This window comes from Paucibacter sp. TC2R-5 (assembly GCF_025717605.1).
In the GTDB taxonomy this organism is placed as follows: Bacteria; Pseudomonadota; Gammaproteobacteria; order Burkholderiales; family Burkholderiaceae_C; genus Paucibacter_A; species Paucibacter_A albus.
Map to the genome: position 1 here is coordinate 30,935 of NZ_JAJIRQ010000007.1, position 12,281 is coordinate 43,215.

Annotated in this window: 11 protein-coding genes and 1 tRNA gene; 4 read left to right on the top strand and 8 right to left on the bottom strand. The window is 61.9% G+C overall.

The genetic code is table 11. From position 1 onward, the window contains the following. Positions 1–104: 104 nt before the first annotated feature. The gene (locus LNV08_RS16375) at positions 105–2,276 is read left to right on the top strand and encodes a putative bifunctional diguanylate cyclase/phosphodiesterase (RefSeq protein ID WP_263534804.1); all 2,172 of its coding nucleotides are present in this window, start codon (positions 105–107) and stop codon (positions 2,274–2,276) included. Between the two features lie 227 nt (positions 2,277–2,503). Here the strand turns inward: LNV08_RS16375 and LNV08_RS16380 are convergent. After that, a tRNA-Leu gene (locus tag LNV08_RS16380) sits at positions 2,504–2,588 on the bottom strand. Between the two features lie 110 nt (positions 2,589–2,698). Then, positions 2,699–4,741: a prolyl oligopeptidase family serine peptidase gene (locus LNV08_RS16385; RefSeq protein WP_263534805.1), complete on the bottom strand. Its 2,043-nt coding sequence runs from the start codon at positions 4,739–4,741 to the stop codon at positions 2,699–2,701. Positions 4,742–4,877: 136 nt separating this feature from the next. Between LNV08_RS16385 and LNV08_RS16390 the strand changes: the two genes are divergently transcribed. Further along, entirely contained in the window at positions 4,878–5,012 is a 135-nt protein-coding gene (locus tag LNV08_RS16390; protein ID WP_263534806.1) for a hypothetical protein, read from the top strand. A gap of 305 nt (positions 5,013–5,317) precedes the next feature. Here the strand turns inward: LNV08_RS16390 and LNV08_RS16395 are convergent, their stop codons facing one another. Further along, entirely contained in the window at positions 5,318–6,529 is a 1,212-nt protein-coding gene (locus tag LNV08_RS16395) for a M24 family metallopeptidase (protein WP_263534807.1), read from the bottom strand. 111 nt (positions 6,530–6,640) lie between these two features. Between LNV08_RS16395 and LNV08_RS16400 the strand changes: the two genes are divergently transcribed. Both LNV08_RS16400 and LNV08_RS16405 read left to right on the top strand, forming a co-directional pair. After that, entirely contained in the window at positions 6,641–7,216 is a 576-nt protein-coding gene (locus tag LNV08_RS16400) for an NnrU family protein (protein ID WP_263534808.1), read from the top strand. A 101-nt stretch (positions 7,217–7,317) separates the two neighbouring features. Then, entirely contained in the window at positions 7,318–7,782 is a 465-nt protein-coding gene (locus LNV08_RS16405; protein ID WP_263534809.1) for an RcnB family protein, read from the top strand. Positions 7,783–7,811: 29 nt separating this feature from the next. Here LNV08_RS16405 and LNV08_RS16410 read toward each other — a convergent pair whose 3' ends face one another. The 5 genes from LNV08_RS16410 to LNV08_RS16430 form a co-directional block, all read right to left on the bottom strand. After that, a complete protein-coding gene (locus LNV08_RS16410) occupies positions 7,812–8,738 on the bottom strand; it encodes a response regulator (RefSeq protein WP_263534810.1) in 927 nt (308 codons plus the stop codon). Beyond that, positions 8,738–10,930, bottom strand: a complete 2,193-nt coding sequence (locus LNV08_RS16415) for a PAS domain S-box protein (RefSeq protein ID WP_263534811.1) — start codon at positions 10,928–10,930, stop codon at positions 8,738–8,740. Before LNV08_RS16415 ends, LNV08_RS16410 begins: the two co-directional genes overlap by 1 nt. A 204-nt stretch (positions 10,931–11,134) precedes the next feature. Then, entirely contained in the window at positions 11,135–11,359 is a 225-nt protein-coding gene (locus LNV08_RS16420; RefSeq protein WP_263534812.1) for a CsbD family protein, read from the bottom strand. A gap of 34 nt (positions 11,360–11,393) precedes the next feature. Continuing rightward, the gene (locus LNV08_RS16425) at positions 11,394–11,717 is read right to left on the bottom strand and encodes a BON domain-containing protein (protein WP_263534813.1); all 324 of its coding nucleotides are present in this window, start codon (positions 11,715–11,717) and stop codon (positions 11,394–11,396) included. A 43-nt stretch (positions 11,718–11,760) separates the two neighbouring features. Next, positions 11,761–12,273 carry a ferritin-like domain-containing protein gene (locus LNV08_RS16430; RefSeq protein ID WP_263535062.1) on the bottom strand — a complete coding sequence of 171 codons (513 nt, stop codon included), beginning with the start codon at positions 12,271–12,273 and terminating at the stop codon, positions 11,761–11,763. Positions 12,274–12,281: the final 8 nt, after the last annotated feature.

The following is a 12,281-nucleotide window of genomic DNA, read 5'->3' on the forward strand; positions in this document are numbered from 1 at the left end:
TTTGGCTCGGACGCATCTAGAAACCAGTTTTGCCGGCCCAAATGATGGAGTTTGACGGGAATCAAGTAAGCTGCAGGCGTGGACGGACTCACTCAACGGGACCGATGAAACTCGACGTCAACGCAGATCTGCAGCAAGAACAGGCCGCGACTCAAGCCGCCGATCTGGACCTGGCGCAACTAGGCAGGCCCATGGGCTTGGTGCTGGACGCTTTGATGACCTTGACCTGGGTGCTCGACGATCAATTCAAGATCCGCTTCGCATCGGCCGCGCTGCTGCGCTACGCCGGCCTGAGCTGGCCCGAGTTGCAGCGCCAGGGCTGGCAAGCCATCGTTCACCCTCATGATTGGCCGGGCTTCGAGCAGGCCTGCCGCGACTACCAGAGCAGCGCGCCTGCGCTGCCGCTGCCTCAGCCTTTGACGCGGGACTACCGGCTGCGAGCGGCCGACGCCAGCTATCGCTGGCATCTGCTGCAGGCCAATGCACTGGCGGCCGGGCCCGGCGAAAGCACAGTCTTGCTGCTGGGCACGCACAGCGATATCCATGAGCGCAAGCGCATCGAATCAGAACTGCAAGACGCCGATGATTTGTGGAAGTTGGCGCTGGAGAGCAATGGCGACGGCGTCTGGGATTGGTATGTGCAAAGCGGCGTCGAGTTGTACTCGCCCCGCTACCTGCAAATTTACGGTTATGCCGAGAACGATGTCAGGCCGACACCGGCGGAGTTCGATGCCCGCACCCACCCCGACGATCTGGCCCAAATGCAGCTTGACCGCGAAGCCCACTTTGCCGGCCTCACCAGCAGCTACAGCAACGAGCACCGGGTTCGCTGCAAGGAAGGCAACTGGAAATGGATACACAGCCGCGGCATGGTCATCAGCCGCGATGAGCAGGGCCGGCCACTGCGCATGGTGGGCACACATACCGACATCACACAGCGCAAAGCCGCCGAAGACTTGATCTGGCAGCAAGCCCACTTCGACCCGCTGACCGGCCTGCCCAATCGGCGCAGCCTGCGGGAGCAGTTGGAGCTGAGCTTGAGCGAGGCGCGCCAACAAGGCGCCGAGCTGGCCCTGCTGTTCATTGACCTCGACCACTTCAAAGAGGTCAATGACACGCTGGGCCACGATATGGGCGACCGCCTGCTGATTGAGGCGGGTGCCCGCATCCAGGCCTGCCTGCGCCGCGGCGACACCGTCGCGCGCATGGGTGGCGACGAGTTCACGGTGCTGCTGCGCGTCGAGCCGGCCGAGTTGCAGATCGAAGCCCGCGCGCGCGAAGTCGCTCTGCACATCATCGCCACGCTGTCCGCCGCCTTTCAGCTGTCGAGCGAGCGGGTCTTTGTTTCGGCCAGCATTGGCATCAGCCACTTCCCGCACGACGGCGAAGAAATCGAGAGCTTGTTCAAACATGCTGATCAAGCCTTGTACGCGGCCAAGGCAGCCGGGCGCAACCGCCTGGGCTACTTCACGCCGGAGCTGCAACAAGCCGCGCTACAGCGCATGCGCCTGAGCAACGACCTGCGCGAAGCGCTGGCCCGGCAGGAGCTGTTCATCGAATACCAGGCCATCGTCGACCTGCGCAATGGCGAGGTGCACAAGGCCGAGGCCCTGTTGCGTTGGCGGCACCCCAGCCAGGGCGTGATCGGCCCGGGCGTCTTTGTGCCCTTGGCAGAGACCAGTGGCTTGATACTCGAAATCGGAGCCTGGGTGTTTATGCAGGCCGCGCAGCAGGCCAAGCAATGGCGCAGTCGCTTTGACAGCGGCTTCCAGATCAGTGTGAATAAATCTCCGGTGCAGTTTCGCCAGCAAGCCGACAACATGCCGGTCAGTACGAACTGGAGCGACACCCTCCAGCAACTCGATCTGGCCGGCGACGCCTTGACGATAGAAATCACCGAGAGTTTGCTGCTGGAGGCCGATGACCAAGTAGAGGCCCAACTCGCCGCCCTGCATGCGGCCGGTTTTCAAGTCTCGCTGGATGACTTCGGCACTGGGTTTTCCTCGCTCGCCTATCTGCAAAAGTACGCGATCGACCTGCTCAAGATCGACCAACGCTTTGTGCGCAACCTGCGCCCCGCCGCCAAAGACCTGGCGCTTTGCACGGCCATCATCACCATGGCCCATGCACTGGGCATGAAGGTGGTGGCGGAGGGCGTCGAGACGCCCGAGCAAGCTGCGCTGCTGCTGGCAGCGGGCTGTGACTACGCTCAGGGCTATTTGTTTGGCCGGCCGATATTGGCGGCCGACTTTGAACGCCAATGGAGCAAGACCTGACCCCGGCGCAAGGGGGACTTTGCTTCCTGGCCTCCAAACGCAAAAGGCCAGCACTTACGTGCTGGCCTTTCTTGTTTGGTGCCCAGGAGAGGACTCGGTCACGTCCCTCGACCCCGGCGCCGCAAGCATGCGGACGCCATTCTCGTCCTCACGCAAGGCCCGCTGGGGCCTTGCTTCCTGCGCCCCAAACGCAAAAGGCCAGCACTTGCGTGCTGGCCTTTCTTGTTTGGTGCCCAGGAGAGGACTCGAACCTCCACGGAGTTACCCGCTAGTACCTGAAACTAGTGCGTCTACCAATTCCGCCACCTGGGCAAGGTGTCTTCCTAAGAAGAGGCCGGACTTTAGCATTGAAATTCAAGCATTTCGGCCGAAGCTGAAAATACTTTGAAAATTCAGCCCGCCACAGCGGGCAAGACCTGACCCTATTTCAGCAAGGTTTGCTGCATAAACATGATGGTGGAGTAGAACAAATAGTCCTGGTTCTCTTTGCGCGCAAAGCCATGGCCTTCGTTGTCGGCGCGCAAATACCAAACCGGCGTGCCTTGCTCACGCACCTTGGTCACAATCTGCTCAGCCTCGGTGTAGGGCACGCGCGGATCGTTCTTGCCCTGCACCACAAACAGCGGAGCCTTGATCTTGGCGCTATTGCTCAGCGGCGAGATCTTCTCCAAGTGAGCCTTCATGGCCGGATCGCGCTCGTCGCCATACTCGACCCGACGCAGATCACGCCGATAGCTTTCGGTGTTATTCAAGAAGGTGACAAAGTGCGAAATGCCCACCACGTCGAGCGCGCCGACGATGCGCTCGGGGTAGTTTGTGGCCACGGCCAGAGTCATATAGCCACCATAGCTGCCGCCCATCACCAGCACACGGGACGCATCCAGATTCGGCTGCGTGGCAATCCAGTCCAGCAACGCGCCAATGTCCTTGACCGAATCTTCGCGCTTGAAGCCATTGTCCAAATCGAGAAAAGTCTTGCCGAAACCAGCCGAGCCGCGCACATTGGGCTGGATGAAGGCGACGCCCAACTCTTGCAAATAGTAGTTGTTGCGGCCCAGGAAACCGACCGTGGACTGCCCTTCCGGCCCGCCATGGATGCTGATGACCACCGGCCGTTTGCCGGTGAATTTGGCCGGCGGCAGGCTCAGCAGGCCCGAAATCTCGCGGCCATCAAAGCTCTTCCAGCGCACCACTTGCTGATCGGTGAACTGCTGCGTGTCAATGCCGGCCGGCGCATAGGCCTGCGTCCAGCGCTGCACAGCACCCTTGGCGTCCAGCGTGAAGAGCTGGCTTGGCCCTTGGGCACCGTTGATGCTGAACGCCAGCTCACCGCGCTTGCGGTCGAATTCGGCGCTGCCTATGCTGCCGGCGGGCAGCTTCGGGGTCGGCAGCGGCTTGAAGCTGCGCGCGTCATAAAAGCGCAGCTCGTCGCGCCCATCGATATTGAACTGCAGCGCCAGGCGCTTGCCGTCCTCGGTCAGCGTGATGCCGCTGGCATCCCAGGGGATTTGGGTATCTATGCGCGAGAGCTTGGCGTCGGCAAAGGTATAACGCGCTGGCTCGACGAACTCGCCAAAACGGTTGGTCAGCAAAAGCAGCGACTTGTTGTCGTGCGAAAACTCGGCAGGCCGATGGCTGGCGCGCAGCTGCTCACCCGCTGCAGGCAAGATCTGGCGTTTCTCGCCGCTGGCAATATCGAGCAGCCAGATGCGCGACTCATTGGCCGAGATGTATTCGCTCAGCGCGATCTGCTTGTCGTCCCTTGACACAGCGCCGACGCCCCAGCCGCCACCCGGCAGTTCGGCCAACAGGCGTTTTTGCGCCGGCTTGAGCGGATCCATCAGCCACAGCTGCGTCAGCACCTGGGCGCGGCTGCCGCCTGCGGCCGTACGGTCCAGCGGCACCGAGGTGAACAGCATCTGGCTGCTGTGATGCAACCAGCCGCTCATCGCATGCCGCTGGTTGGGGTCGGTAAGCAGCAGCGGCTCTTTGCTGGCTGCGTCCAAGCGATAGAGCTGGGCCACCTCGTTGCCGCCGCTGGCGCGGGCAAACACGATGTAGCGTCCGCTGCGCGGCTCATAACTGGCGTTGCTGACGGGGTCGGCGGCGTCGGTCAGCTGCTCCGGCTCGGCCATGGGCTTGCTGACCCGGTAGAGCTGGGCCGTATTGGCGCCGGCCTTGCGGTGCGTCACCAGCATCTCACGCTGACTCGGGTGCCAGGCCACAAAACCATGACCACGGAAGTCGTTATAGCGGCCCACCGCATCGGCCAGGCTCTGCGGCACCGGCGGAATACCCTGCACCAACAAATTGGCGTTAGGCGCCAGCACGGCCGCAGCCGGCTCAGACGCGGCGGCCGCAGGCGCTGGCATGGGCGTATGGGCCAGTACGGCGCCTGAGGCCATCAAGAAGGCAATGGCCGATGCGCCGAGGCGCGGCCGGAACAAATCAAACAAGGGCTTCATGCGAGACACACTCCTGGGAATCAAGCTCGGCATTTTGACTGGAAACACCGCCCGCTGCTTTCACCCTCGCTTGAGGCCCTGGGCATGGCTCTTGCGTGCGGCTTGCCACCGCAATCACCTCTGAACAGGAGCATCCATGAAGCTGATAGCCGATCAAAAGCGCGCCAAGAGCGCAACCTTGGCCCTCAAAGCATTGTTGCTGGTCGCCTTGGTGTGGGGCTTGATTTACCCCGCCTTGCTGTGGGGCGTTGGAAGCTTGGTGCAACTCTGAGCAGATTCGCCAGTGGGCCGCTGCACAGCGCTGCGCGGCTTCACTTCGCTTGGCCCAGCGAGGCCTGCACTCATTTTTGACCCCCACGACTCGCCTTGGTGCAAGGCAAACCCGCACACGCACCAAGAACAGGCAGCCCTTGCAGCTAGCTGGCAAGAACAGGCAAAAAAAAGCCCCAGGCACGAGGCCCGGGGCATAAATCCATCCAGGGGCGATGGAGGAGACAACTGAAGATATCTAGGTGTAGCAGCTTCCGTGCCAGCTTTCTAAAACAGCACGTTTTTTTAGCCTGCGACGCGAGCTGATCAGGCCTGCAGCCCAAAGGGATCGTCGACCGAATGCGCCGGCTGGCTGAACCAGCGCGGCCCGTCCTCGCTCATATAGACATGGTCCTCATGCCGGATGCCGAACTCACCGGGGACGCAAATCATCGGCTCGTTGCTGAAGCACATGCCGGGGGCCAGCGGTGTTTCATCGTTTTCAACCAGATAAGGCCATTCGTGGATGTCCAGGCCGCAGCCATGGCCGGTGCGGTGCGGCAGGCCCGGCAATTGATAGCCTGGGCCCAAGCCAGCGGCAGCGATGACGCTGCGCGCGGCACGGTCCAACTCGCGGCAAGGCGTGCCCAACTGCGCAGCCGCAAAGGCGGCCGCCTGCGCGGCTTTCTCCAGATTCCAGATCTGCCGCTGGCGCGTGCTGGGCTCGCCAAACACATAACTGCGGGTGATGTCCGACATATAGCCATGGACCAGACAGCCGGTGTCGATCAAGACCATATCGCCGTCCTGCAAGACTTGCGCCTCCTTGACCCCATGCGGGAAGGAGCTGGCCACGCCAAACAGCACGATGCAAAAGTAGGAGCCGCTGGCACCCACCTTGCGATGGGCCGCCGCAATAAAGGCCTCGACCTCGGTGGTCGTGATGCCCGGTCTGAGCATGCTGGCCGTGGCGCGGTGCACGGCCATGGTCATGTCATGCGCACGCTGCATCAGGGCGATTTCGGCCGCTGACTTGTGCATGCGGCAGGCGGCGGTGACCGGCTTGGCATTGACCCAGGCAAGCCCCTCGCGCTGCAGACCGTCAAGGACGAAGAGCGGCGTGTCCTCGCTGACGGCCAAGCGCGCCGAACTGGCCACGCCCGCTTGCGCCAGCACTCGCCGGCACAAGGCGTAAGGGCTTTCATGCTCCTGCCAGACATGCAAGTCGCCCGGCAGCTGCATGTATTCCCGCAGAGTGCCCTCTTCAAAAGCCGGCGCCACGTATTGCGGCTCACCCTCGGCCGGGATGATCAAACCCACCAGGCGTTCGCTGGGGTACCAGACGGTGCCGCTGAAGTAACGCATATTCGTGCCGGCATGCGCGTAGAGCGCGCCGAGACCCCGTTCGCGCAAAAGCGCCTGCACGCTAGCGACCCGCGTGCGGTACTCGGCCACACCAATCGGCTCGGCGCCGGCCATCATTGAGCTCAGCCCCGCCAAGGCCTGCTCGGCGGTCTGCCCGCCCACCCCTATCGTCATTGTTTAGTCCTTTAGATATATTTACATAATATCCCAACCAGCAAGGTCGTCATCAGCTACTGATCGCGTACAAAGCGAGCCAGAGGCAGCGTTGCCGCGCGGAGAACATTGATGCTTGAACTGGTTTTGGGGCTGTTTATATTTTTGGGCGTGCACTCGGTGCGCATTGTTGCCAATGACTGGCGCAGTGCGCAAGTGCGCCGGCGCGGCGCCGCAGCCTGGAAGCTGGGCTACACGGCGCTGTCTTTGCTGGGTTTTGGTTTGATCCTCTGGGGCTATGGCCTGGCTCGTCAAAATCCTCAAATCCTCTGGGCCACGCCCAAAGGCATGAACCACCTCGCCGCGCTGCTGACCCTGATCGCGTTTGTGATGCTGGCCGCCGCCTATATACCGCGCAATGCCATCAAAGCCCGGCTGCATCACCCCATGGTTTTGGGCGTCAAGCTCTGGGCCTTCGGGCATTTGCTGGCCAACAACAGCTTGGCCGATCTGCTGCTGTTCGGCAGCTTTTTGGTGTGGGCCGTGCTGAGCTTTCGCGCTGCTCGCCAGCGTGATCGCTTGAACCCACCCGCTGTGCTGACGGCCAAGGCCAGCGGCACCGCGCTGACGCTCTTGATCGGCGCTTTGGTCTGGGCCGGTTTTGCCTTCTGGGGGCATGCGGCGCTGATTGGAGTGAGCCCGCTCTAAGGCGCGTGTGCAGGCGTACGCTGACGCACAGTCAGCACACGCCGCTGGCTCTAGGCTCCAAAGCACGGTCGCTCGCTCCGAGCCGCCACGAGGAGTTCCCTATGAGCAAGAAGCAACAATGCCTGAGCGGCCTGCTGGTGATGAGCCTGCTGCTGAGTGGCGGGGTGCAGGCGCAGCCGCACGACAAGAGCGACAAGAGCGAACGCGGCGCTCGCGACGATCGGGAAGACCAACATCAGCAGCAGCCACCGCGGCGCGATGACAAGCGCAGAGATGAGCCTCGGGAGCAGCGCCGAGACCCCCGCTATGAGCAGCGCAGCGACGGTCGCTACGACAGCCGCCAGGGCGGCCGCTACGAAGGACGCGGCGCCGGCCCGGATTTCAACTACTACCGCGGGCAGCGCCTGCCTTCGCAATATCGGCAACACCCCTATGTGGTGCAAGATTGGCGCGCTCACCAGCTCTATGCGCCGCCACGCGGCTACCACTGGGTGCAATCGGGGGATGACTATCTGCTGGTGGCGATTGCGACCGGCGTGATCCTGCAACTGATGCTGAGCCACTGAGCTTCCGGGCTGCCAGGCTGGAGAAATCATCAAACCTCGACCTGGTCAACTGGCTGCCCGACTAACAAGCGGCTAGGCTTATGCGCAGGCGGCGCTTGCATTGGCGTCAGCAGCAGGGACTGCTTGCAAACCTTGCAAGCCTCGGTCAAGACTTCGCAGCCAATGCCGCGGTAGCCGACAAAACCAGATCGCTGGTCGAACATCGGTTCACCGCTGACCCGGTATCGGTGCTCGACGCCGTCAGCGCCGGTGCGGCTGAAGCTGAAGTCCAAGAAGGGCCGACGGGCCGCAATGGCCGCTTGCACCTGGGCTCGCTCGACTTCGTTCCAGCCGCTGACACTGCCCTTGTTTGCGTGCCCTAGAAATGCGCCCAGACCCAGGCCCAATAGCTCTTGCACCGGGCCGGACACGGTGGTGAAGTCGCCGCTCTCGTTTTGTTCCCAGTACCAATCGGCGGCCAACTCGGTCAAGCGCCGAAAGCGGCTTTCGCTCTCGCGCAGCTCGGCGGTTCGCTCAGCCACCGTGCGCTCCAAGAGCTGGTTGAAGCTGGCCAGCTTTTTGTACAAGAGCCGCACTTCCAGCATATTGTGAATGCGCGTCTTGACCTCCAGCAGGTCGAACGGCTTGCTGATGAAGTCCTTGGCCCCTGCTTGCAAGGCGCGCAGCTTGTGGGCCGGTTGAGCCGTCAACACGATCACCGGCAAGTAACCGTCGGCGTGCAGCGGCTGCAGCGCCGCCATCACTTCGAAGCCGTCCATGCCTGGCATCTGCAAGTCGAGCAAGATCAGATCGAAATCATGCGTCTGGTGCAAGGCGCAGACTTCGGTGGGCTGCATGGTCGACCAGACTTGCGTGTAGCCGGCACCGTGCAGCAGCCGCTCGAACAACTGCAGATTGGCATCCAGATCATCGACGACCAAGATGCGCGCTTGAAGAATACTGGCTTCATCACTCATCATGTGCTCTCTTTCTCAAACGCCGGTCTTGCAGCGCCGCTCAACTGGCGTTCCTGCAAGGCCAGCGCCAGCGTGGCGACAAATTCGTCGACCCGAATCGGTTTGGTCAGGTAGCGGAAAAACCCCGCCTCCAGGCCCTTGGCAATGTCGCGCGGCATCGCGTTGGCGCTTAGCGCAATCACCGGAATAGCGCTCGTCAAAGGATTGCCGCGCAGCACCTGCAAGACTTGGAAGCCATTGATGCCGGGCAAATTGATGTCCATCAGAATCACGTCGGGCAGGGCCATCAGCGCCAGCTCCAAGCCTTGGCGCCCATCGCGCGCCTTCAGCAGGCGCAGATCGGCTCGCCTTGCCAACAGCTTTTCAATCAAGAGCATATTGGCCGGGTTGTCCTCCACATAAAGCAAGGTGGCCACTCCCGCCGGCACTTGCTCAGGCTTGACCGGCGGGCTAAGCGAATGATCAGCGAGGGCCGCCTCAGCATCCCACTGCGGGGCAAGCGCTTGTTGCAACTCGATCCAGAACACGCTGCCAATGCCCGGCTGGCTGCGCACGCCGATCTCGCCGCCCATCAACTCCATCAAGCGCTTGCTGACGACCAAGCCGATGCCGGTACCTTCGGTCGCACCGCCCTCTTGGCCGAGGCGGTTGAAGGGCTGAAACAGTTGTTCGATCGCCGCCGCGCTCAAGCCTTCGCCATCGTCCTCGACGCTCAGGCGCAGACGCGCCTCAGCGCCTGCGTTGCCCGCAGCGGCTGTGCATATGACCCGCACCTCACCGCCGCTGCGGTTGTACTTGATCGCGTTGGAGAGCAGATTGATCAGCACCTGTTTGACCCGGGTGCGGTCGGCGGTGATGAAGGCCGGGCCCTCGGGTGCGGTGAAGTTCATCCTGATGCCGGCGCGCTGGGCCTGCGCTTCCATCATCGCCTGGCAATCCAGCAAGACCTCGGCCAGCGACATCGGCTCGGGCGACAGCGACAGCTTGCCCGACTCGATCAAGGCCAGGTCAAGAATCTCATTGATCAGCTCCAGCAGATACCAGCCGGCCTGCAGGATCTGATCGATGCTGGCCTGCTGGCTGGGCACGGGCAGCGGCTCGCCCGTCTCCATCAGCTGAGCAAAGCCCAGAATTGCATTCAGCGGCGAGCGCAGTTCGTGGCTCATGCTGGAGAGGAAATCGGACTTGGCTTGATTGGCTTTTTCCGCCACCACTTTGGCGCTGCCCAGCGCCACATTGACATCCTGCAGCACCAGATCAAGCGCTTTGCGCTCGGTGATATCGCGCGCGGCAGCAAACACGCCTTGCAGATTACGGTCGCGGTCGTAAAAAGTCGTGGCGTTATAGGACACAACGGTTTGTTTGCCGTCGCGCGCCAGCGCGGTCAGCTCGTAATTGGTGACCTTGTTCTCGGCCAGCACCCGCTTGATGCCGGCCTCGGCACGCAGCGGATCGGTGAAATAATTCTTGAACGGCGCCCCAATCAGCTCATCGCGAGTGCAGCCGGTCAGCGCCTCCATCTGCTTGTTGACGTCGGAGATGATGCCGGCCGGGTCGGTGGTCATGATCGCGTCGATATTCGCTTCGATCAGCGAGCGGGTGTAAAAGTGCTGGTCACGCAGGCGCTGGTCGAGCTTTTTGCGTTCCTCCTCGATCTGCTTGCGCGCCGTGTTGTCGGTGCCGATCAGCAAATAGCCGATGATGGCGCCGGCCGCGTCGCGCAGCGCCGTCACCGACACCACCGCCGGGAAGCGGCTGCCGTCCTTGCGGATGTAGGTCAGCTCATAGATGTCTTCGATGCCGCGCGAGGCCTTGAACACCAGCGCCTCAAAACCCGGCGTGATGGTGGTGCCAAGCTCCACGCTGAGCGCTTGGGCACGCGCAATCACTTCCAGCGGATCGGAGATATCGGCCGGGGTGATTTTGTTCATCACATCGGCGGCGGCAAAGCCCAGCATGCGCTCGGCGCCGACATTGAAAAGCTGGATCACGCCTTTCTCATCGGTCGCGATGCTGGAGAAATTGGCGCTGTTGAGAATGGCGTTTTGCAGCGCGCCGGTTTTGAGCAGGGCGGCTTGGCGGCGCTGCTCGGCGCTCAGTGCGGAGCCAATGCTGACACCGGCGTCGCCATCATCTTCGGCATCGGCAAAATCCTGCACCGCTGGCGCAAGGGGTAAAACAGCATCCAACATGGGGCGATCCTCGAACAGCGTACACAAACCCCGAACACAGGGCAACGCTCATCGGGCCGACCTAGCCAGCGGTCGAACGAACAAGGCGAGGAAGGAAAACAAGCGCCCAAGCTCTTAGGAACTTGGGCGCTTGAATAGTCGCCTACAAGGCGTCTGCCGTCTGTACGCTGACGCACATTGACAAGCAATCGCCAAACTAACTCTTTAGTTAGCTGGTGTGAACCAGTCGTCGGTGGCGGAACGTTCCCAGGCACCGATTTGCGCCTCGGCCTCGTCCTTGGCGACGCCGTAGCGTTCCTGAATTTTGCCGGCCAGAATTTCGCGGCGGCCAGCGACAACATCAAAGTCGTCCTTGCTCAGCTTGCCCCATTGCTCGGTGGCGCGGCCGGTGAGCTGTTTCCAATTGCCTTCGATGCGGTCCCAATTCATAGCTAACTCCTGAAATGTGGTGATTGAATGAGGTTCAAGGACGAACGGTGATTTCGTTCTTGACGGCCTTCACGCCATTGACCTTCCAGGTCAGGCTTTGAGCCGTATCCTTTTCTTTCTGGTTCTTGGCGAAGCCCGACAGCATCACGGTTCCCTTCATCGTTTCCACGCTGATGGCGGCGGCGTCGACTTCCGTGTTCTCGACGAAGCGGGCCTTGACGGCGGTCGTGATGGCGCTGTCATCGATATAGGCGCCGACCGGCTCTTGGCCGCGCGTGACGGCGCAACCTGTGGCGGACAGCAGAGCGACAGCGGCGATCACGCCAGCCAAGATATTGCGTGCATTGAATGTGTTCATGGTCAGTCTCCGTTGGGGTTAAAAAAATACGCAGGCTGTGGCCTTAGGCCACCAACCAGTCTTTCAATTCGTCGGCATGTTCTTGCTCATCGCTGAGGATGCTTTCAAGCATGCGGCGGGTGGTGCTGTCCTTGTCGCCTATCAGGCGGATCAGCTGGCTGTAGCATTCGATCGCGACCCGCTCGGCGATCAAGTTGGCGCGGATCATGTCCTTCAGATCGCTGGACTCGTCGTAGGCCGCATGGCTGCGCTCGGTCAAGGAAGCGGGCGAGAAGTCCGGTTCGCCGCCAAGCTGCACGATGCGCTGTGCCAGCAAGTCGGCATGCGCCGCCTCCTCATTGGCGTGAACCATGAACTCCTCGGCAATCTTGGGCGAGGCCAAGCCTTGCGCCGTGAAGTGGTGGCGCTTGTAGCGCAAGACGCAGACCAGTTCGGTGGCCAAGGAGTCATTCAGCAGCTTGATGATGTCGGTCGCCCAAGGCCCGTAACCGGGCGTCACGGCGCCTTGATCGAGGCTGTTCTTGGCGGCCTCGACGGCCGCCATATCCAGTTGCATGGCCGGCT